General features: G+C 35.2%; 24 protein-coding genes. 14 read left to right on the top strand and 10 right to left on the bottom strand.

The window, feature by feature from the left end; genetic code table 11:
* Positions 1 to 25 precede the first annotated feature (25 nt).
* The gene (locus BLT57_RS05080) at positions 26 to 439 is read left to right on the top strand and encodes a BT0820 family HAD-type phosphatase (protein WP_091423168.1); all 414 of its coding nucleotides are present in this window, start codon (positions 26 to 28) and stop codon (positions 437 to 439) included.
* On the opposite strand, the gene BLT57_RS05075 is transcribed toward BLT57_RS05080, so the two are convergent.
* Positions 436 to 1713, bottom strand: coding sequence for an acetyl-CoA hydrolase/transferase family protein (locus BLT57_RS05075; RefSeq protein WP_091423166.1), 1278 nt, complete (start codon positions 1711 to 1713; stop codon positions 436 to 438). The two genes, BLT57_RS05080 and BLT57_RS05075, sit on opposite strands and share 4 nt — an antisense overlap.
* Positions 1714 to 1837: 124 nt before the next feature.
* Here BLT57_RS05075 and map point away from each other — a divergent pair, with 124 nt between their 5' ends.
* Positions 1838 to 2656 carry a type I methionyl aminopeptidase gene (gene map, locus BLT57_RS05070; protein WP_091423164.1) on the top strand — a complete coding sequence of 273 codons (819 nt, stop codon included), beginning with the start codon at positions 1838 to 1840 and terminating at the stop codon, positions 2654 to 2656.
* 6 nt (positions 2657 to 2662) lie between these two features.
* Positions 2663 to 3430, top strand: a complete 768-nt coding sequence (locus BLT57_RS05065) for a class I SAM-dependent methyltransferase (RefSeq protein ID WP_091423162.1) — start codon at positions 2663 to 2665, stop codon at positions 3428 to 3430.
* On the opposite strand, the gene BLT57_RS05060 is transcribed toward BLT57_RS05065, so the two are convergent.
* The 3 genes from BLT57_RS05060 to BLT57_RS05050 all read right to left on the bottom strand — a co-directional run bounded on the left by BLT57_RS05060 (position 3427) and on the right by BLT57_RS05050 (position 5740).
* Positions 3427 to 4425 (bottom strand): FAD:protein FMN transferase, encoded by a 999-nt coding sequence (locus BLT57_RS05060; RefSeq protein ID WP_091423159.1) that lies wholly within the window; start codon positions 4423 to 4425, stop codon positions 3427 to 3429. The two genes, BLT57_RS05065 and BLT57_RS05060, sit on opposite strands and share 4 nt — an antisense overlap.
* Positions 4426 to 4803, bottom strand: a complete 378-nt coding sequence (locus BLT57_RS05055; protein WP_091423155.1) for a Na(+)-translocating NADH-quinone reductase subunit F — start codon at positions 4801 to 4803, stop codon at positions 4426 to 4428.
* Positions 4804 to 4870: 67 nt separating this feature from the next.
* Positions 4871 to 5740 (bottom strand): DUF4846 domain-containing protein, encoded by an 870-nt coding sequence (locus tag BLT57_RS05050; protein WP_091423152.1) that lies wholly within the window; start codon positions 5738 to 5740, stop codon positions 4871 to 4873.
* Positions 5741 to 6003: 263 nt separating this feature from the next.
* Here BLT57_RS05050 and BLT57_RS05045 point away from each other — a divergent pair, with 263 nt between their 5' ends.
* From BLT57_RS05045 to BLT57_RS05010, 9 genes are all read left to right on the top strand, one after another.
* Positions 6004 to 6339: a hypothetical protein gene (locus tag BLT57_RS05045; RefSeq protein WP_091423149.1), complete on the top strand. Its 336-nt coding sequence runs from the start codon at positions 6004 to 6006 to the stop codon at positions 6337 to 6339.
* Positions 6340 to 6365: 26 nt separating this feature from the next.
* Complete coding sequence (locus tag BLT57_RS05040) at positions 6366 to 7136, top strand: DUF6090 family protein (protein ID WP_091423147.1); 771 nt, start codon at positions 6366 to 6368, stop codon at positions 7134 to 7136.
* Between the two features lie 200 nt (positions 7137 to 7336).
* Positions 7337 to 8833 (top strand): M28 family peptidase, encoded by a 1497-nt coding sequence (locus BLT57_RS05035; protein WP_091423145.1) that lies wholly within the window; start codon positions 7337 to 7339, stop codon positions 8831 to 8833.
* Positions 8823 to 9257: a cupin domain-containing protein gene (locus BLT57_RS05030; protein WP_231928769.1), complete on the top strand. Its 435-nt coding sequence runs from the start codon at positions 8823 to 8825 to the stop codon at positions 9255 to 9257. Before BLT57_RS05035 ends, BLT57_RS05030 begins: the two co-directional genes overlap by 11 nt.
* A gap of 3 nt (positions 9258 to 9260) precedes the next feature.
* The gene (locus BLT57_RS14285; protein ID WP_255361770.1) at positions 9261 to 9389 is read left to right on the top strand and encodes a hypothetical protein; all 129 of its coding nucleotides are present in this window, start codon (positions 9261 to 9263) and stop codon (positions 9387 to 9389) included.
* Positions 9390 to 9438: 49 nt separating this feature from the next.
* Entirely contained in the window at positions 9439 to 9630 is a 192-nt protein-coding gene (locus tag BLT57_RS05025) for a hypothetical protein (RefSeq protein WP_091423142.1), read from the top strand.
* 277 nt (positions 9631 to 9907) lie between these two features.
* Entirely contained in the window at positions 9908 to 10945 is a 1038-nt protein-coding gene (locus BLT57_RS05020) for a hypothetical protein (RefSeq protein ID WP_091423140.1), read from the top strand.
* A gap of 2 nt (positions 10946 to 10947) precedes the next feature.
* Positions 10948 to 12363, top strand: coding sequence for an MBOAT family protein (locus BLT57_RS05015; protein WP_091423138.1), 1416 nt, complete (start codon positions 10948 to 10950; stop codon positions 12361 to 12363).
* 204 nt (positions 12364 to 12567) lie between these two features.
* On the top strand, positions 12568 to 13017 hold the full coding sequence (locus BLT57_RS05010; protein ID WP_091423135.1) for a Na(+)-translocating NADH-quinone reductase subunit F: 450 nt from the start codon (positions 12568 to 12570) through the stop codon (positions 13015 to 13017).
* A gap of 110 nt (positions 13018 to 13127) precedes the next feature.
* On the opposite strand, the gene nqrF is transcribed toward BLT57_RS05010, so the two are convergent.
* The 6 genes from nqrF to BLT57_RS04980 are packed head-to-tail and all read right to left on the bottom strand — an operon-like array spanning position 13128 to position 19246.
* Entirely contained in the window at positions 13128 to 14438 is a 1311-nt protein-coding gene (gene nqrF, locus BLT57_RS05005; protein WP_091423132.1) for an NADH:ubiquinone reductase (Na(+)-transporting) subunit F, read from the bottom strand.
* 1 nt (position 14439) lies between these two features.
* Positions 14440 to 15150, bottom strand: a complete 711-nt coding sequence (gene nqrE / locus BLT57_RS05000) for an NADH:ubiquinone reductase (Na(+)-transporting) subunit E (protein WP_091423129.1) — start codon at positions 15148 to 15150, stop codon at positions 14440 to 14442.
* A 51-nt stretch (positions 15151 to 15201) separates the two neighbouring features.
* Positions 15202 to 15846, bottom strand: a complete 645-nt coding sequence (locus BLT57_RS04995; protein ID WP_091423127.1) for an NADH:ubiquinone reductase (Na(+)-transporting) subunit D — start codon at positions 15844 to 15846, stop codon at positions 15202 to 15204.
* A gap of 1 nt (position 15847) precedes the next feature.
* Positions 15848 to 16648 (bottom strand): Na(+)-translocating NADH-quinone reductase subunit C, encoded by an 801-nt coding sequence (locus tag BLT57_RS04990; RefSeq protein ID WP_091423124.1) that lies wholly within the window; start codon positions 16646 to 16648, stop codon positions 15848 to 15850.
* Between the two features lie 2 nt (positions 16649 to 16650).
* Positions 16651 to 17874 carry an NADH:ubiquinone reductase (Na(+)-transporting) subunit B gene (locus BLT57_RS04985; RefSeq protein WP_091423122.1) on the bottom strand — a complete coding sequence of 408 codons (1224 nt, stop codon included), beginning with the start codon at positions 17872 to 17874 and terminating at the stop codon, positions 16651 to 16653.
* 22 nt (positions 17875 to 17896) lie between these two features.
* On the bottom strand, positions 17897 to 19246 hold the full coding sequence (locus BLT57_RS04980) for a Na(+)-translocating NADH-quinone reductase subunit A (protein WP_091423119.1): 1350 nt from the start codon (positions 19244 to 19246) through the stop codon (positions 17897 to 17899).
* A gap of 164 nt (positions 19247 to 19410) precedes the next feature.
* Here BLT57_RS04980 and BLT57_RS04975 point away from each other — a divergent pair, with 164 nt between their 5' ends.
* Both BLT57_RS04975 and BLT57_RS04970 read left to right on the top strand, forming a co-directional pair.
* Positions 19411 to 20664, top strand: a complete 1254-nt coding sequence (locus BLT57_RS04975; protein ID WP_091423117.1) for a DUF5103 domain-containing protein — start codon at positions 19411 to 19413, stop codon at positions 20662 to 20664.
* A gap of 24 nt (positions 20665 to 20688) precedes the next feature.
* Complete coding sequence (locus tag BLT57_RS04970) at positions 20689 to 22065, top strand: aminotransferase class V-fold PLP-dependent enzyme (RefSeq protein WP_091423114.1); 1377 nt, start codon at positions 20689 to 20691, stop codon at positions 22063 to 22065.
* The last annotated feature ends 68 nt before the right edge of the window (positions 22066 to 22133 follow it).

Here is a 22133-nt window from a genome sequence, read left to right as displayed (position 1 = left end):
TTTTGTGACCTTATATAAAACACCGATGAATTTTCAGGATAAACTTGTCATAGCGATAGATTTTGATGGTACCATCGTTGAAGATGCCTATCCCAAAGTTGGGAAACCTAGAATATTTGCATTTGAAACGATGAAGCGATTGCAGCAAGATGGGCATCGCTTGATTTTATGGACATACAGATCTGGGTCAAAATTAGATGAAGCAGTTGCGTTTTGCAAAGACCTAGGCATTTCCTTTTATGCCGTTAACCAAAGTTTTCCTGAAGAAAAATTTGATAACAGTGTGAGCCGAAAAATCTATGCAGACATCTACATTGATGATCGAAATATTGGTGGTGTCTTAGGATGGGGAGAAGTCTATCAATTAATTACTAATGACACTCCAGATATGTCTTCAATAAAAACTAAAAAACGCCTCTTTTCGTTTTTGAAACGCTAGTGGTTATTCCCTGTCATATTGTAATAATCTCTGGCTATATCTTCTCTATGATCTGGGTGTGCGATCTCTGTTAATGCTTTCACACGTTCTTTAATAGTTTTACCGTAAAGATTTGCCACACCATATTCTGTAACTACATAATGCACATGTGACCTTGTAGTCACGACACCTGCTCCTGGTTTAAGTGATGGCACTAATCTACTAATACCTTTTCTTGTTGTTGACGGTAAAGCAATAATCGCTTTACCTCCTTCACTTAATGACGCACCTCTAATAAAATCCATTTGCCCACCAACACCTGAATACATGTTCGGACCAATAGAATCGGCGCAAACCTGTCCTGTAAGATCAACTTCAATCGCCGAGTTTATCGCGACCATTTTTGGGTTCTGCTTAATCACTGACACATCATTTACATAGTCTGCTGTTCGCATTTCTACAAACGGATTATCATTGACGTAATCATATAAACGTTGTGATCCCATTAAAAATGTAGCCAGAGCTCTTCCTGGATTTACACCTTTATAATTACCATTTATCACGTCTTTTAAAATCAAATCTATTACACCATCTGAGAACATTTCAGTATGTAAACCCAGATCTTTATGGTTATGTAAACGCGATAATACAGCATTTGGGATATTTCCAATGCCCATTTGTAATGTACTTCTATCTTCAATCAAGTTGGCTACATAATCCCCAATTTGGGTTTCTATTGCGGTTGGTTCTGTCACAGAATGTACCGGCAATGGCTCGTCACATTCCACAAACGCATCGATTTCAGTCACATGAATAATTCCATCCCCAAAAGTTCGTGGCATTTGCTTATTTACTTGCGCAATAACATGATCTGCATTATCAATGGCAGCCAAAGTAGCTTCAACCGAAACCCCTAAGGAACAGTAGCCATGAACATCAGGAACTGAAACATGTATCAATGCCACTTTTACATCTACGATATTACGTTTAAAAAGTAATGGGAGCTCACTTAAAAACACTGGCGTATACGAACCATTACCCGCTTTCAAGGTGTGTCTCACGTTTTTACCAATGAAAAAAGAGTTCACATGAAAACTCTTGGCAAAAGCAGGATCAGCGTATGGTGCATGACCTTCGGTATGCAATTGACAAATTTCTACATTTCTCAACTCCTCATGTCTAGCGGCTAGTGCTTCTATTAAAACATTTGGTACTGCGGCTGCGGCATGAAGATAAATTTTATCGTTAGATTTTACAACTTTTAAGGCTTCTTCGGCACTAATGACTTTATACATTTCGACATTATTTTAGACTACAAATTTACGATAGAAAACAGCTTCAAAAACTGTCTTTTATCATATTTTAATAGTATTTTGAAATTATTATAATTAGCTATCTTTGCCACACAATATAAGAAGAATGATCATAGTAAAAACAAGAGAAGAAATTGAATTAATGCGTCAAAGTGCTTTAGTCGTCTCTAAGACTTTAGGAATGCTAGCAAAAGAAATAAAAGCTGGCGTTACAACGATGCAACTTGATAAACTAGCTGAAGCTTTTATTAGAGCACAAGGTGCCGTTCCTGGATTTTTAGGATTATATGATTGTCCGTCAACCTTATTATGCAGTGTCAATGAAGCTGTTGTTCATGGTTTACCTACAGATATTCCGCTGAAAGAGGGTGATATTGTCTCTGTGGACTGTGGTGCGCTTATGAATGGATTCTATGGTGATCATGCGTATACCTTCGAGATTGGCGATATTGATCCCGAAACAAAAAAACTAGTCGATATTACTAAAGAATCTTTGTATGTAGGAATTCGTGAATTGAAGATAGGTAATCGTGTTGGCGATGTAGGGTATGCCATTCAACAGCATTGCGAAGCACAAGGCTATGGTGTAGTAAGAGAATTAGTAGGTCATGGTATTGGACGCAAAATGCATGAAGATCCAGAGATGCCAAATTATGGACGTCGCGGTCGCGGAAAGAAATTTATTGAAGGTATGGTAGTAGCCATTGAACCTATGATTAATGGTGGAACGCACAAAGTAAAGCAACTTAAAGACGGGTGGACTATTGTCACTCAGGACGGGAAACCAAGTGTTCATTTTGAACATGACGTAGCAATTATTGATGGAAAACCAGAAATCTTATCAACTTTTGCTTACGTTCATGAAGCCCTAGGCATCGAAAGCAATGAAGAAGACGAGTTTAGAAAAGAAGCATTAATACTCTAAGTATTGATGAAAAAACTTTTCAAAATACTATTGAATACTATTCCTAGACCTTTGTTGATAAGGTTAAGTTATGTGGCACGTCCCATATTAGCATTTTTTTTGAGAGGCAAGACCTATACAGACCCAATTGACGGTAAGCGTTTTAAAACATTTTTACCTTACGGTTATATAAGCCAGAGAAATAATGTACTCTCGCCTTCCACGCTCAGTTTAGAACGTCACCGACTTTTATGGCTGTATCTCAAAAATGAAACGGACTTTTTTTCTGCGGAAAAAAAAGTGCTTCACTTTGCGCCTGAACAATGTTTTTTAAAACGTTTTAAAGAACTTAAAAATCTGGATTATACCACAACCGATTTAGAATCACCAATCGCCGATGTTAAAGCTGATATCTGTAAATTACCATTTACTGACAATAGCTACGACATCATTTTATGCAATCATGTTCTCGAACATATACCAGACGACACAAAAGCCATGCAAGAGCTCTTTCGTATTTTAAAGCCAGGCGGGTTTGGTGTGTTTCAAATTCCTCAAGATCTTACAAGAGAAAAAACTTTTGAAGACAATACGATTACAGATCAAAAAGAACGCGCCAAAATTTTCGGGCAATACGATCATGTTCGAGTTTATGGCCGTGATTATTTTGACAAACTTCGAGGTATCGGATTTAAAGTAGATGAAGTCAATTACACGACTAAACTTTCGGAAGAGGATATTCAAAAATACTGTTTAGCTAAAGGTGAGATTATTCCTGTGGTTTATAAGCCTTAGTTCCCAGGAAAGTCGTTTAAGGTTAAAGTCTCTAGTTCCATTTGATCATTTTCAAAAATCATAAAGACTTTAAGCTCTGGATGTGATTTTAAAAACTCAGAAACTGCTTCTATTCCCATGGCTTGAAACGCCGTTGCATAAGCATCAGCCGTCATACAATCTTCAGCAATTACGGAAATACTAAGAATATTGGTTTTTGTAGGATAGCCTGTTTTGGTATTTATGATGTGCGCATAACGATTCCCATTGACATCTGTTTTAAATTTTCGATAAGTGCCAGAGGTCGCCATACCTACATCTTTAATAGTAATAGCTTTGTACACTGACTGGTTGCCGTCATATCGAGGCTCATCTAGACCTACCCTCCAGGGTGAGCCTTTTTCCATATTTTCTCCTTTTGCTCTAATCTCTCCTCCTATTTCAACCAAATAATTCTGAACGTTTTCAGTGTCTAAAAAATCTGCAATAACATCTACAGCATAACCTTTGGCTACAGCATTAAACTCAATATAGGTGTTGGGTGATTTTACCACTTTGTTATCATTCATCACAACCTTATCAAAACCAACAAAACGCATCAAACTATCTATCGTAGTGCTATCGGTTAAGAACTTATTCTTATCGGCCCCAAAACTCCAGGCATTAACCACATCACCAATAGTAGGATCAAACGCACCTTGGGTAGCTTCATATATGATTTTTGATGCTGAAAACACCTCTCTAAAATGGTTATCCATCACAACAGCTTCATTTCTATTCAATCTGGAAATATCAGAATTCGGAATATAGGTAGACATCGATTGATTCACTACCGCAAAAAGGCTATCAAATTCCTTACTATAATCAGTTTCCGAGTTATAAATTACCGAAAACGAGGTGCCAAAAACAGGACCTGTAACTTTAATATTTTCGACATTCTGAGTGTTGGTGGTTTGCTCAACTTTACAGGCTGTAAATAGAACGAATAGCATGAATAATACTGAAAGTTGTTTCATTTAATTTAGGTTCATTTCTATGACTTGAATACCATTGTATTCAATCAAATAGTCTTCATTTAAATATATGGGTAAATCTTCACCATCTGGATTCCCTAGACCAACACCAGCATAGAGTACTTTCGCCTCTTTGTCAAAAGCATGTTTTTTAAAGGTTTCCATCCAAATAACATCATAATTATTTGGGTTTTGAGGCAGCTTCACAGCTTTGACAATCACAAAAAAATACTGGCTATTTTTATCAATACATACAAATTGTGGGTGCTTTTTAAGCTTACTATTTATGGCCACAAACTCAAAACCGCGTTGCTCTAAGTCTTTCCCAACATGATTCATTGCAAGGTTGTGCAATTCTTGTTCATTAAGTGCTTTGCTCATAATGCAAAGATACAACAGGAATTTATGATAAGAAAATAGATTCCATTTCTCAAAGCGAAAAACAAGCTCATTTAAATCTTACAAATTTTGATCGTCCAAAAACGTAATTAGATACTGGAATCTTGATGTCATTTTCTAAAAAATACCAGGGCGAAATGGTATCATCTTCCAAGTTTTTAACCAAATGAACGCTTTGTGCAGGAGTGTTACCTTGAAACAGTAAATATAACTTATCTCCATTTTCATTTATTATCTCGTCACTTATCATAACTATATGTCCAGGAGTTCCTCCTTTAATCAACATATCGCCAATTTTCAAGGTTTTATCATCGTAGATTGGTATCAATTCATGGTAAAGTGACAAGGTTCCAGAATACGTATAAATTAAGTTTAGGTACTTATAGAAATTTGCTTTAGTGTGATTCGCATTAACTGTTTTAGAAAACGTCACTTTATTACCACTAATTTTTGGTCGATAGCCTTCCGCATATTTGGTCCAAGAACAATAATGCCCTGAGGTGAAATTGAAACCAATCTCATCCTTACGGTCATGATCCCAAAGGTATTCACTCCTAATTCTAATCAAAGCATCGGCACATTGTTGTAATCCGTTTTTAGGAACGGGAACTTCTAAAACTCCTATATGACCACCTTGCCAAAAATATTCAGAATCGTCGTAGTTTATAATTTTACTTCCGAAAGGTTTCAATTTATAATGACGCAGATACTCTTGAAAACTTCCCTCTGGATAAGTCACTCGTTTATATCCTTTTGGAATATTTACTCTTGAGGCTATAGTCAGACTATCTTTGTGAATAAGACTTGATTTTGAAATATTCCCAGACATCTCAAGAAGTGCGTATTTTAAGGGCTTTATCTGAAATACTAAAACCACGAACGTGATGATCATAAAAAGTGACAGTACAACTTTTTTCATAACATGGAGAACGACAAAATCGTAAGATTTGTTATACAGTAAAGAAAATTATGTAACTTTAAGAATTATCTGGTTGCACCTTTTAAGAGATATTAAAACCAATAATAACGCCAACCTCAATGCTGCCTGTAATTTGCCTACGAACAACTATAACTGATAATTCATTTTTATTATATAAACAAGGGAGAAATTAAATTTTACACTTTACATTAATAACTCTATATTATTGGTCAGAAAATAGCTAATCAACAATTAAACATCACATGAAGCAGGAATCAAAACCATGGACTAAAGCAGAACTAGAGATTTATATTTTAATACTCTGTGCAAATGCAGACTCTGTCGAAACCAAACATGAAATTGAATTAATCAAATCGAGAACAGATGCAAAAACCTTCGAGAAAATGTATTTGGAATACTCCGAAGATGGTGAACAGGAAAGTTTAGACAAGATTGATGAGAACATTCAATTACATGATTTTTCTGATATGGAACTAGCCGATTTTAGACGCGACATTTACGAGTTGTTTCTATCTGACGGTGTCATGGATAGAAAGGAAAGTAATATTGATCGCATATTAGATAATATCCTGTATTAAAAAGACAAATATGTGCTTTTAATTTTATGATTAAAATCTTTCGAAGTATTCGCAAGCGACTAATTACTGAAAATAAGTTCAGTAAATACATACTCTATGCCATTGGTGAAATTATTCTGGTGGTTATCGGCATTCTTATCGCACTCAATATTAACAACAATAATGAAATCCGTCAACAGCGAGCACAAGAGTTACATTACTTAAAAAATATTAAAACCGATTTAAAACTTAATATTTCTCATTTAGATAATTACATTGCTACCAGACAAAAGGCAATTAATTCAGCTAATACGATTATTGAACATTATGAAGGCAAACCAATCACAGATTTAGAAGTTTTTAATGTCCATACTGTAAATATCTATACTTGGCGTAAGTTCTTTCAAATAAATAATACCTTTCAAGAATTGATTAATTCGGGAAATCTAGCTTTAATCTCTAACGATTCCATAAAAAGCACACTATTAAATATGGAAACGCTTTATAAAGTTATGAAAGATGAAGAAGCACATTTCAGATATGATGCAGAACTCTTGCTATACGAACCACAATACAATTTGATGGATATGAATCCCATTGTACAAAACTACACCTATCAAGTTACAAATGGCACCATGGGTGAACGCAGAGAGCTCTCAAAATTAGACTTCAACAGAATGCTAAAAGATACTAAACAAAAAAACGGTTTTGTAATGGCGAGTTATGAATTTAGTGTAATGAATCAACAGTTTATTGAAATGAAAACGATGTGCCTACAACTCATTGAATTAATAGATAAAGAAGTAGTAAAAGATTAAATGTTATGGCAATAATCAATAATACCTTAGAATAAAAAAACAGACTAATTTCATCGCCTATTTGACAACTATCATTTTAAAAATCTCTTGAATAACCTTGATTTTGGCATAAAAATGAAGATTCACCTACTTACATTTAACTTAAATCTCTAATTAAAAGTGTAAATTTAAACCCTCATAATAAATTATATTTCAACACTATGACCTTAAAAAAAACAACCTTAACCCTAATAGTTTTACTTGTTACTTTTTCGTTTTTTGCGCAAAGCGAAAAAGCTAAAGTAATCGAAACCACGAGTAAATCAGCTATTGAAGGGCACATCTATTTTTTAGCCGACGATTTATTAAAAGGACGAGAAACAGGAACACCAGAAAACAAAATAGCAGCTTCTTATTTAGCCAACACCTTGCGAAGCTATGGCGTAAAACCAAATCCGGAAACAGGAAATTATTATCAAGAAGTCAAACTTAAACGCGTTTCTCCTCCTGCCGAAGTAAAGATTGAAATTAATGGGCAAAATATAAATAATTATGCTTTTGTATTTCCATCTCAAGTGAATACTTCATCTGACGCCATATATTTAAATTATGGTATGGCTGATGATTATATAGATAAAGACCTTAATGGGAAAGTCATTATTATAAAAGCAGGAAGTGCTGAAACGAAAGATACACGCGCTGCTTTTGGATTGCGAAATACCAAGCAAAAACTCGCTCAAGAACACGGTGTTACTGCTATCATAGAACTTCTAAATGCTGACGAGAATATGTGGGGGTTTATAGATCATAATTTTAATTCTTCTAAATTAATGATTGCTGAAAATGAGGATGGTACAGACAATAAAAACGATGATAATCAAACCACTCATATTTGGGTTCTAGATAAAAATTACGAAATGGCTAATAAGTTAAGTACGACTAAGCGCATTGCGTCCAAAGTAGTTATTAGCGATAAGAAAGAAGAAATTGTGATGTCACAAAACGTTATTGGTGTCGTTGAAGGCACAGACCCAAAACTCAAAGATGAGTTTATCATATACTCAGCACATTATGACCATGTAGGAATTGGCACTCCAGATGAGACAGGAGATACCATTTATAATGGTGCACGTGATAATGCAATAGGCACAACAACCGTTTTAAGTATGGCTCAAAACTTAGCTAAGTACCCTACCAAACGTTCTGCTTTATTTATTTTGTTTACCGGTGAAGAAAAAGGGCTTTTAGGCAGTGAATTCTATGTCGAAAATCCCGTACTACCTCTAAACCAAATGGTCTATTGTTTTAACAGTGATAATGGAGGTTACAACGATACATCTCTAGCTACGATTATTGGATTACCTCGAACTACAGCCGCTCAGAATATCAAAGATGCTGCAGCTGCTTTTGGTTTAACTGCTATTGATGACCCTGCTCCAGAACAAGGCCTTTTCGACCGAAGTGATAATGTCCATTTTGCGAGAAAAGGAATTCCCGCACCGACATTTTCTTTGGGCTTTACAGCATTTAATGGTGATGTTACAAAATACTATCACAGACCGGGTGATGAAGCCGATAATTTAGACTACGATTATTTACTAAAGTTTTTTAGGGCATATGTTCTATCTGGAAGAAATATCGGTAATAACCCAAAAACACCAGTATGGACTTCTGGCGATAAGTATGAAGAAGCATCCAAAACACTATATGGAAATTAAATTATTATTTACTAAATTCTACGAACGATTAAATCACTTAACTGCAAAAAATAGAGCAGCAAAATTTGTAACATTTAGTTTGTTTACTCTACTTATAGTTAGTTGTCATAACAAAAGTTCCTCACCCGATCCTTTGCAAGCTGGCTGGAATGATGAAGCCGTTTGTGAAGTTGTTAATGACAATGATGAATTGAGAGTTTTAAAATGTACGTTTGCTCCTGGAATTGGTCACGAAAGACATTATCACAAACCACATATTGGATATGCCATCTCTGGTAGTACATTTAGAATAAAAGACACAACAGGTGTGAGAACCGTTAAGGTGCCATCAGGATATAGTTTTGAAAACGAAGGCATAGATTGGCATGAAGTTCTGAATATAGGCGATAGTACCGCAGTTTTTTTAATTATGGAATACAAATAATATATGAATGGATTTGACATTGTAATGGTCATTGCTATTATCCTTTTTGCTCGATTAGGAGTACGATTGGTGACAGGTTATATTAAAATGAAAAAAGAGGACAAAGAAGATTCCAATTCAGACAATTCATAATTAAATTCTTGAATCAACTAATTACTAAACAACTAAATATAAATCAAGCATGGGTATTTTTTGGGACTTATTACAACAAGACGAAATAGAAAAACAGCAAGAACAAACCAATAGTGTTGAAGAACGAGTAAAACGATTAGAAGAGGAATTAACCAATACAAAAGTGCTTCTTAAAAAAACACTAATTGCTTTAGAAACCCACTTAGTAAAGGACATAGATGGCGATGGGAAAATGGGCTAAGTAGGATAAATACTTTATACTAAACCCCCTTGTTTCCTTTACCGCAGTTACTCTTATTTTTAGGGCTAGTGTTAAATTGATTGCGATACCCTATCAGCGCAATCCATATCTCAGACAAAGCTGAAAAATAGAACGCTATTTTTCATTGTGACTTATTCACCTCTCTAAATTCTGAAACGAATAATACCTCACTAGTAAATTAATTTTACTTATATTTAAAACAACCTAAAGTCTGCCTTCACTGATCTTAACTATAAACGTTAACTAATCAACCAAAATGCACTTAAAACAGTCTTTAGTCGTTGCAATAATATTAAGTATTATTGCTGTCACAGCTTGGGAAATTTACTGGAGATCTCAAGGATTACAACCAAATTTAGATGATAATAAAAACCTTTGGGCTAATCAACGCCACAGGCTTACAGATGCTAGTGCTAATAGCGTTGTTTTTATTGGATCATCAAGAACCCTGTATGATATTCAATTAGACGTTTGGAGAGAACTGACCAATACCGAACCAATAATGCTAGCTACACAAGGCGCTTCCCCAATACCTCCATTCAAAGATATTGTTGAAAATACCGATTTCAACGGCACATTAGTAGTAGGTGTGACTCCCAGTTTGTTTTTCTCAACGACTTATCCTGAGGCTCCACCTATTAAACGCTCACAAACACTCGTTGACTATTACCATGATAGAACTTACGCACAACGACTAAATCACAAATTATCCATTCCTCTTCAAACAAATTTAGCATTCATCAGAGATGGTGATGAAGGCTGGGATTCTGACGTAGATTTAAAAACGCTATTGTCTAAAATACATATTGGTGAACGAGGCGAAGCACCTGGCCCACCTTTTAATAATTTTGAAGAAATTTCGCTAGATAGGCATATGAAAATGCCAGATTATGTAACGAATGATACGGTCTATGCAAATACTATAAAAACAGTCTGGAAAGATATCTTAACAAGTGGTCTACCTCCTCCGGATAAAGCCTCAACAACAGCAGCATTTCTAGAATTGCATGACGCATTTAAAAAACGAGGAGGACATTTAATTCTCTTAAGATGTCCTTCATCAGGTTTTTTTAGAGATGCGGAACGAAAGGGAGTACCTCGAACTGATTTTTGGGATGAATTGGTTGAGAAAACAGGGGTTAAGAGTTACCATTTCGAAGATTACGAACAATTTCTTGATTTAAATTTACCGGAATGGTCTCATCTTTCTACTAAAGATGCCCAATTCTTTACTACGGAATTAATAAAACTAATGACAACAGATGGCGCATTGACTAATTCTAAAACCAACTAATTATGTTATTCAATTCTTTAAGTTTTGCCTTGTTTTTAGTTATAATTTTAGCATTATACTATTTAAAATTATTAAAATGGTCCAATAAAAAACGAATGCTGCTCCTAGCGAGTTATATTTTTTACGGATTATGGAACCCGCCTTTGGTCATTCTTTTGTGGATTTCTACTATGGTCGATTGGACTGCTGGTAATAAACTAGCCGTAGAAGAAAACCAACGCAAACGAAAATTTTGGCTCATGCTAAGTATGTTCGTTAATCTGGGATTTCTAGCGTTTTTTAAATACGGAAATTTTCTATTAGAAAACTTTATTACAATAGCTAATAGCTTAGGCCTAGAATATGAAGCGCAACCAATGGATATCATATTGCCTATGGGTATTTCATTTTACACCTTTCAAACCATGTCCTATACAATTGACATGTACAACAGGAAAATACAACCGGCAAAAACTTTCTTAGATTTTGCTCTTTATGTAACATTCTTCCCTCAATTAGTTGCAGGACCAATTGTTCGTGCAAAAGACTTAATTACACAGTTCTATGAAGAGAAAAAAGCTACAACACAACAGTTTATTTGGGGCTTGTTTTTATTGACAATCGGACTCTTTCAAAAAGTAGTTATGGCCGATACCTTATTATCTGATACCTCTGATACGGTATTTGGTTCGGATAAAATACTTCATGGTATAGATGCTTGGGTAGGCACTTTGGCCTTTTCTGGACAGATATTTTTTGATTTTGCGGGTTACTCTACTTGCGCTATTGGTATAGCACTCATGCTTGGCATTATTTTACCCGATAACTTTAGGTATCCTTATGCCTCTTTAGGTTTTTCTGATCTGTGGAAACGATGGCATATCACCTTATCAAGCTGGTTAAAAGATTACCTGTACATCCCTTTAGGAGGAAATCGAAATGGAATCACTAGAATGTACGTGGCATTAATGCTTACGATGTTATTAGGCGGACTATGGCATGGAGCTGCTTGGACCTTTATGGTCTGGGGCGGACTACATGGAACATACTTGATATTAGAGCGTTTACAACGACGCTATTTACCGTTTAAAATTACCGCTAGAAATGGCATCTTCTTGGCATTTATAACCTTTTCATGTGTAAATATTACCTGGGTGTTTTTTAGAGCTAGAACTTTTGAAACCGCATGGAGCATGATTAAATCCATGTTTTATGTGCAAATTAATGGACAACAGATCTTAGGTACATTCGAAATTATAAAAGTGTGTAGCGTTGTAGGTCTTTTGTTTTTATGTCACTGGATCATGAGGAATACCTCCATGAAAGCTGTTGCATCAAACACACCTTCTTGGGTTATGGGGATTGTTTGGGCGATTATGATTTTCCTAATTGTAATATCTCAAGGAAGCGGTGAACAATTTATATATTTTCAATTCTAAACAAGTGTCACCACAAAAAAACCACACATATTAAGCCATCTAATTGAATTTTTAATAAGAATTATTAGGTAATTGCTTTGACAATATGATTTCCTTTGAACACTGAAAAACATGCCAAAAGCATGAAGTATTAGTGGTCTTTACGTTTTAGATTATCATCATTTTTTGTATCTTTTACTTCGGAAAAAGAAAAATATTGACACTATGAAAACGACTCAACGTTTAGAAAAAGCCATAGAAAAACTCTACATTGCTTTTCATAATGATAAATTGCATCCTGAATGCTGTAAGAGCTGCGCCGTAGGAAACATTTTAGACCGTACAGGCGCTTGGAAACAATTATCTGATGAGCACGGCTCCGTGCAGTTGAATTATGTTGGAAAAGTACATCAAAGCTTTGGAAGGCGCTTTAATGGCTATACACCATACGAACTACTTGAAGTGGAAGCTATATTTCTGAAAACCTGCGGGTACCAGCTCCCATTAAAAAGAAATAATATAAAACCTAACCATCCTCAAAACAAAGATTTATTGTTCAACGGATTGTGTGAAGTTGTAAAATTCTTGTGCAAAATAGACAATGTTCCAAATGTTATGGACTACACTAAACTATTTGAAGTTGAAAACAACCAACCAAAATATGTACTGATGTGATAAACTATAAGAGTGCCAATAAAAAAACCAACTCGATATGAGTTGGTTTTTTTACTATATAATAGTCGCGTACAGCGAAATATATCTAATAATAAAAAGACAATTAGTATTTAACCTCCAAAGTCATCAAACCTGATATGCTCGTCTGGAATTCCAAAGTCTTCTCCCATTTTTTGTACCGCTTGATTCATCAATGGGGGCCCACAGAAATATAATTCAATATCTTCTGGAGCTTCGTGATGATTTAGGTAGTTATCAATTACACAGTTATGAATGAATCCTACAAATCCGTCACCTGCTTCATCATTAATATCTGTCTTTACTTTCCAGTTATCTTCTTCCATAGGCTCAGAAAGTGCCATATAGAATTTAAAATTTGGGAAATCTTTTTCTAATTTCCTAAAGTGTTCGATGTAGAATAACTCTCTTTTTGAACGACCACCATACCAATACGTTACTTTACGTCCAGTCTTGATTGTTCTAAATAACTCATATAAGTGTGAACGCATTGGCGCCATCCCTGCTCCACCTCCCACGTATAACATTTCACTTTCAGATTCATTGATAAAGAATTCACCATAAGGTCCAGAAATCACCACTTTATCTCCTGGTTTTTGATTGAAAATGTATGAAGATGCTATACCAGGATTTACATTCATCCATTGGTTTTTACTACGATCCCATGGTGGTGTCGCAATACGCACATTTAGCATGATCTCACGGCCCTCAGCAGGATAGGAAGCCATAGAATAAGCTCTCTCTACTGTTTCCGTATTTTTCATTACTAATGGCCACAATCCAAACTTATCCCATTCAGCCTGAAATTTATCTGGAGTTTCATGCTCTTCAGGGTGAGCAGTGATATCCATGTCTTCAAACTTAACTTCGCAAGGTGGAATTTCAATTTGAATATATCCTCCAGCCTTGTAACCCATATCTTCAGGGATTTCTACTACAAATTCCTTGATAAATGACGCAACGTTATAATTACGTACTACTACGGCATCCCATTTCTTAATTCCAAAGACTTCTTCAGGAATGGTAATTTCCATATCCTGTTTTACTTTTACTTGACAAGATAAACGCGCTCCGTGTTTTAACTCTTTTCTGCTAAAGTGCGGTGTTTCAGTAGGCAAAGCCTCTCCTCCTCCAGAAAGAACGTGGCACTCACATTGGATACAAGTTCCACCACCACCACAAGCAGATGGTAAGAATATTTTTTCAGCGCCTAAAGTCGATAACAATGTACCTCCTGAAGCTACTTGTATTTCTTTTTCACCATTAATTTTAATGGTCACAGGACCTGATGGTGATAATTTTTGTTTTACAAACAATAACAAGGCCACTAATACCAATGTCACTAGTAAAAAGGCTGCTACTGTTGCAACTACCGTTCCTATTGTACCTGCTGCTAATATCATACTACTCATTTATTTTAGTGTTGTTAGCTAATTCTGTATTGTCAATTTTTTGAGTTGTTATTTCAACTGTTTCTTCTTTTTTTCCTTCGTCGTCACCACCAGTTAACATACCTCCAAAACTCATAAAGCCAATCGCCATAAGTCCAGTGATGATAAATGTGATTCCTAAACCTCTTAATGCAGGCGGAACACTTGAATATCTAATTTTTTCACGAATTGCGGCAATAGCTAAAATAGCTAAGAACCAACCTATTCCTGAACTAATCCCATAGTTTAGGGCTAACCCTAATGTTGCTATTTCTCTAGACTGCATAAATAAAGAACCTCCCAAAATAGCACAGTTCACTGCGATGAGCGGTAAAAATATCCCAAGAGAGTTATATAATGAAGGAGAAAACTTCTCAACTACAATTTCCACTAATTGCACCATTGTTGCAATGGTTGCAATAAACATAATAAATGACAAAAAACTCAAGTCATAATCTGCATACTCAGGGCCTAACCAAGTTAAAGCACCGGGTTGCAATACATATTGATCCAATAACCAGTTTAATGGTACTGTAATTGCCAAAACGAAAATTACCGCTGCACCTAATCCTACTGCAGTAGATACTTTTTTAGATACCGCAAGGTAAGAACACATCCCAAGGAATGTGGCGAATACCATGTTATCGATAAATATTGATTTGAAAAATAATTCTATGTGTTCCATATTATAAATGTTGATGAGATTCTGAGATTAAATCAGAATGACAATTCAATTTTAATCTTCTACTAGTGCTTTATTTCTTGTACGTTGTACCCAAATGATTATACCTACTACAATTAATGCCATTGGTGATAATAACATGAACCCATTATTCTCATAACCCAATGCATATAATCCTGTTTTCTCTATTGGGTCACCTAATACTGGGACACCTAATAAGGTTCCCGAACCTAATAATTCTCTAAAGAATCCTACAATAATTAAAATCAACGCATATCCTAATGCATTTCCAATACCATCTAAAAAAGATTTCCATGGACCGTTACCTAATGCGAAGGCTTCGAAACGTCCCATAATAATACAATTGGTTATTATTAATCCTACGAATACTGAAAGTGTTTTACTCAGTTCATAAGCGAAAGCCTTCAATACTAAATCTACTATAATTACCAGAGTTGCGACAACAATAAGCTGAACAATAATTCTAATCTTAGATGGAATAATGTTACGCATTAATGAAATAACAACATTACCTACCCCTAGTACAAATAATACAGATATTGACATTACTATAGAAGCTTCTAATTCGGCAGTAATAGCCAAGGCAGAACAGATACCTAATACTTGAATTGTAATTGGGTTATTATCTGCTAATGGATCCGTTATTAAAGCTGCGTCTTTTTTTGAAAGTAGTCCCATATTAGTTCGTTTGTTTTTTTAAGTTATCGAAATAAGGCTTGTACAATTTCAAGTCACTCTTAATCATAGCCGATACTCCGTCACCTGTAATAGTTGCTCCAGCGATAGCATCAACTTCATTATCTGTTTTATCTTCGTTCTTAGGATCAGCATTACCCTTGGCTACTGTAATTCCTTTAAAGGCTCCCGATTCTGTCAACAAATGCTCACCATAAAAATCATCCATAAAATAGCGCTGTTTGATATTAGCTCCTAAACCAGGTGTTTCTCCTTTATGATCGAAATAGGCACCTTGAACAACCATGTTTTCATCCATAGCCACATATCCCCAAATGGCATCCCAAAGTCCTTTACCATAAATAGGTGCTACATAGACCGTTTTACCTTCTTTATTTTTCCCAATAAATAAAGGCAACTTTCTTTCTACACCATTCTTAGCATTTGATTTCTGCTTTTTAACATCAATTAAATAAGGTTCTTGGCCGTTATTGGCCTCCATATACTCTTGTCTCGTCATTTGACTTATAAAATCGCCATCGTTAGACAGCAATACCATTTGTTCTTGAACTTTTTCAGCAAATAAGGTTTCAGCTTCTTCTGTGGAGACGAATTCTGCACTGGTATCGTCATTATTATTGACACCCATGGCATAAAGAATGTTTTGCTGTTTCTCTAAACGTTGGTTTTCAGTAATGGTAGGTTTTAATGATGATGCCAAATACGCCAACAACGATCCTACAACTAATACCATTACTACCGCAAATATAACGGTATATGAATTTTTATCTGTTCTCTTTTCCATCGTTAAGCAGTTTTAACTTTTAAACGTTTCATACGACGTTTTACATTTCCTTGAACCACATAGTGATCAATAGTTGGAGCGAAAACGTTCATTAATAAAATAGCTAAGAATACCCCTTCTGGGTACGCTGGATTGAATACACGTATCATTATTGAAATAAATCCAATTAAGAACCCGTAAATCCATTTTCCTTTATTTGTTTGAGACGCAGTTACTGGATCTGTTGCCATATATACTGCACCAAATAAGATACTACCTATAATTAAGTGTTGCCAGAACGGCACATTCATTAAACCATAGAATTTACTTGATTCTCCAATCCATTCTGCAGAAACAACTCCGTTGAAAATTAACCCCATTGTTAATGCCCCAATTAATGTAGACACAATAATTCTCCAGCTTCCTATTTTAGTAAAGATTAAAAATAGCGCTCCAATAATAATTAAGAATTTTGAAGTCTCACCAACGGACCCAGGTATTAGTCCCCAAAACATATCCCAATAATCATAAACTACCGAATTATTTTGAGCATAAGCACCTAAAATGGTCTCACCTGATATAGCATCTAAATTTTGCCCAGAGGCAATGAGTTGATCGCGCTCTACAGCACCATGCACCCATACTTTATCCCCTGACATCCATGTAGGATATGCAAAGAATAAAAAGGCTCTAATGGTTAACGCTGGATTTAAGATATTCATACCTGTACCTCCAAACACTTCTTTACCGATTACAACACCAAATACAACTGCGACTGCCAACATCCATAATGGAATATCTACAGGTACAATTAATGGCACTAACATACCAGTAACTAAATACCCTTCCTCAACTTCATGACCTTTAATCACTGCGAATAAAAATTCTACAGCCAGACCAACACCATAAGAGACAATAACTAAAGGTAAAACCTGCCAAAGTCCAACAACTAAGTTGTCTATGGTCCAGAAACTAGATCCTAAGAATCCTTTTGCTGTTTCAATCTCCCCTAATGCCAAATAATGTTGATATCCAGCGTTGAACATCCCAAAGATCAAACAAGGCACTAATGCCATGATTACGATATTCATTGTTCGCTTTAGATCATCAGCGACTTTTATATGAGTTCCATTGTGTGTGGTCTCATTAGGTAAATATAAAAATGTATGGAGTGCGTTAAACGCAGGAGCCATTTTCTTTCCTTTATATTTCTCTTTTAAATTATGTAATTTACTTTTTAAACCCATAGTATTTTTTCGTTTGAGCGATCTATCCGATTTCTTTAAGCATTAAGTCTAATCCTTTTCTAATAATATCTTGATGTGGTTGTTTAGACACACATATAAATTCTGTCAAAGCAAAATCTTCAGGTGCAACTTCGTACATCCCTAAAGCTTCCATTTCATCTAAATCCTCATATTTACAAGCTTTTAAAATCTGCATTGGAAAAATGTCTAGTGGAAACACTTTTTCGTAAGACCCTGTAATCACAAAAGCACGATGCTCACCATTTGTATTTGTGTTTAAATCGTATTTTTTATTTGGATTTAACCAAGAAAATGTCAGTGCTCTAGACGTAGATATTTTATTAAAAATTGGTTTATTCCATCCAAAGAATTCATAATCATCACCCTCTGGAATCACAGAAATTAGATTGTCATAAAATCCAAGACTTCCGTCAGGTTTTAATTGCTTTCCTGTTAATACATTACCAGAAATGATACGATCATTACCATCTTTTTCTACGCCATTGTCGTAAACCATAGTGGCAACTTCGCTTCCTATTTTTGTTCTGAAATATCTCGGCTTTTTTACTGAAGAACCTGCTAGTGCAACCATACGCTCAGCATTGAATTTACCAGTCAATAGTAATTCACCTATAATTATTAAATCCTGCGGATTAACTGTCCAAACAGTCTCTCCTTTATTAACAGGGTCAATTTTATTAATATGTGTTCCAACGTTTCCAGCAGGATGTGGCCCAGACACTTTGTGAACGATGGCATCATTCATATTAGCAAGTGGTGAATTATGAGATCCAACACCAATATGGACATCACCATCAGTTAACTTTGATAAAGCAGAAACAGCAGCTTGTAATTCAGCTTCTTTCCCTTCTAATAGAAAATCAAGGTCTGCTGCCAAGGGTGATGTATTGTATCCTGAAATAAAAATTGATTTTGGCGACTTTTCTGGGTTCGCAATTACGTCATAAGGTCTTTGTTTGATAAAAGGCCAACACCCTGAACCTAATAAATGAGCTTTAATCGCTGCTGCATTAGCATTCATATCGAATTTACCAAAATCCTTATACGATTGTTCCTTATCTGCCTGAATCTTAATCGCATCAATACGTCGCTTTGGACCTCTTAATATTTCTATCACAGTTCCAGAAACTGGAGACACAAACTTTACGTCTTCGTTAGATTTATTGTGAAAAATAACATCTCCGGCTTGCAAAGTAGCACCTTCTTTAGCTACAAGTTTTGGAATAACGCTATGAAAATCTTCAGGTCGGATTGTGCAGAAATTACTTATAATGGCTTGTTCAACTGTTTTTTCAGCTTCACCAACAAGTTTTATATCCAGACCTTTTTTAATTTTAATGTCTTTTGACATACGCTTTATATTGAAATTAGTTGTCTAAAAATCCGTGCAAATTTACGCAAAAAATGAGTAATATATAAACATATTAACGAAGTTTGTTATTTTAATTGATTCTAAATAAACTCGTTTAAATAAGGCACAGATTTTGCTTATCTTTACCTGCAAACAATAATAGAATGACAAAAAAAGCCCTACTACTAGTACTATCTTTCATTTTTACTCTTCTTACAACAGCTCAAGTCGAAGAAGTAAATCCACCAGAAAACATTAAAACTATCACCTTTAAAAGTCGCAGTTCTGCTCAAGGACAATTGCCCATACTAAGACTTGGGGAAGCGTTTTATCTAGAGTTCGACGTTTTAACGGCAGAAGAACCTGATTTCTATTACACGATTGAACATTACAATTATGACTGGACCAAATCTAATCTGGCAAAAATGGAATACCTCCAAGGCTTTGACAATTTCAGAATTGTAGATTATAAAAACTCCTTTAACGCCTTTCAATTATACTCGCACTACAGACTCCCAATTCCTAATCGCCAAACCCGAGGCTTAACTAAAACGGGAAATTACCTCATTTCCATTTATGATGAAGACAATGAATTGATGTTTACTAGGAAATTTATGATTTATAAAGAGGTTCTTGGCGTAGGTGTCTCAGTAAAGCGTCTCAGAGATGTACGCTATATAGACAGTAAACAAAGTATAGATATTGTCATTAATTCTGGCGGATTGAATCTCAATAACCCAAAAGAAACAGTAAAAACATTAATTATTCAGAATAATAATTTACATACTGCCATTACAAATGTAAAGCCACAATATACTATTGGAAAAGAGCTCATATATAGGTATACTAATGAAACGGCTTTTTGGGGCAGTAATGAATTTCGCTTCTTTGAAAACAAAGACGTTAGAGCCGCTAATGTGGGTGTTCAGTACATCGATTTAAAAGATATTTACCATAATTACCTATTCACTGCTGGACCTAGATATAATCAACCTTATACGTACAACCCTGATATCAATGGTAATTTCCAAATCACAGCCATAGATGCCGATAATCCAGATATTGAAGCCGATTACACTATGATTCATTTTTCTTTACAGTATCCTGAATTTAACGATGGTAGTGCGATTTATGTGTATGGAAATTATAACAATTATGCTTTAGACTCCGAGAATAGACTTAATTATAATAGTGAAAGTGGATTGTATGAAACCGCCTTTAAACTTAAACAAGGGTTTTATAATTATAAATATGTTGTGGTCGATGCAAATGGCAATCTAGACGAAGGTAGAATTAGTGGTGACTTTTGGCAAACTGAGAACAACTATAAAGTGCTGGTGTATTACAGAGATCTTGGCGCCCGTTTTGATGAACTTATCGGATTTGGTGAAGCAACTTCAGTAGATATTTCAAATTAAACTCATAAAGAATCGTCATAAAATATGTTAAAGGATTTACAACTGTTTAACGAACTCGTAGAAGTCTTGATTTCCGAAGAACAAAACAATCCCGTAGCTACTCCTATTAATACTACTGAGCTTTTCGACACCCTGAATTTACAGCTTAATGATGACCCGATTGTTGATAAGGACTTCAAAAAAACAGTAACAGACATCATTAAGTCAACACCAAAAACTGCTTCAACATCTTTTTTTAATCAGTTATTTGGTGGACGCATTAGTCGTGCAACCCTCGGGGATTTGCTTGCCGTAATGTTAAATAATAGTATGTACACATACAAAGTTGCGGGACCACAAGTAGGTATTGAAAAAGTTATATTGCATAAGATATGCGAGATGATTAACTATCCAAAATCGGCAGATGGTACATTTGCTCCTGGGGGTTCTATGAGTAATTACATGGCTGTTTTAATGGCACGTGATAAATATAATCCAGCGGCCAGAAACAAAGGGATTTCAAACACAATGACCCTATATACTTCGGAAGAATCACATTATTCGATTACTAAAAACGCTTCTTTTATCGGCGTTGGACGCGACCAAGTGAGAACAATTAAAACAAATGATCGTGGAGAAATGCTTGCCGAAGACCTCGATACGCAGATATCAAAGGATATCGAAAATGGCTTGCAACCCTTTTTCGTAAATGCTACTGCTGGCACTACAGTACTAGGCGCTTTTGATGATGTCGAAAAGATAAGTATTATTTGTAGAAAACACGATGTTTGGTTGCATTTGGATGGTGCATATTGCGGAGCAGTTATTTTTAGCACGCAATATAAAAGTCTAGTAAAAGGTATTGAGCACTCCGATTCGTTTAGCGTAAATGCCCATAAAATGCTGGGAACTCCTTTGAGTTGTTCAATTATTGTGACCAAAAACAAGAATAATTTATACCAATCTTTTTCTAATGAAGCAGAGTATCTCTATCAAACCAATGATGACGATTTCAATTTAGGAAAAACCTCTTTACAATGCGGGCGAAGAAACGATGCTTTAAAATTATGGACATTATGGAAATCGGTTGGAAATATCGGACTCGAATCCATTGTTAATCATCAATTTAAATTAGCAGCACTTGCCCGTAAGTACATCAATAACCATGCAGACTATACTTTATATAGCTTTGAAAATTCCATTTCAGTATGTTTCAATTACAAAACTATTTCGGCCAAAACCTTATGCACATCGCTATATGAAGACTCAAAACTAATGGTTGGCTTCGGAAAGTTTAGAAACCAAGACTTTGTTAGAATGGTGACTATCAACACCTTATTACAAGAAGCAGACATCCTTAATTTTTTCAAAACTATTGAATCATTTACGAGTTCAACTGATTTATTAACCCATAATCGGTAGTTATTCTAAAAAGTGTTAAAAAATTGCTTAATTTTAAAAAAGCGATCAATTTAGGCGCAAAATGGTTA

This window comes from Formosa sp. Hel1_31_208 (assembly GCF_900104785.1).
Classification (GTDB): Bacteria; Bacteroidota; Bacteroidia; order Flavobacteriales; family Flavobacteriaceae; genus Psychroserpens.
This window is presented reverse-complemented; position numbering and strand designations above follow the sequence as displayed.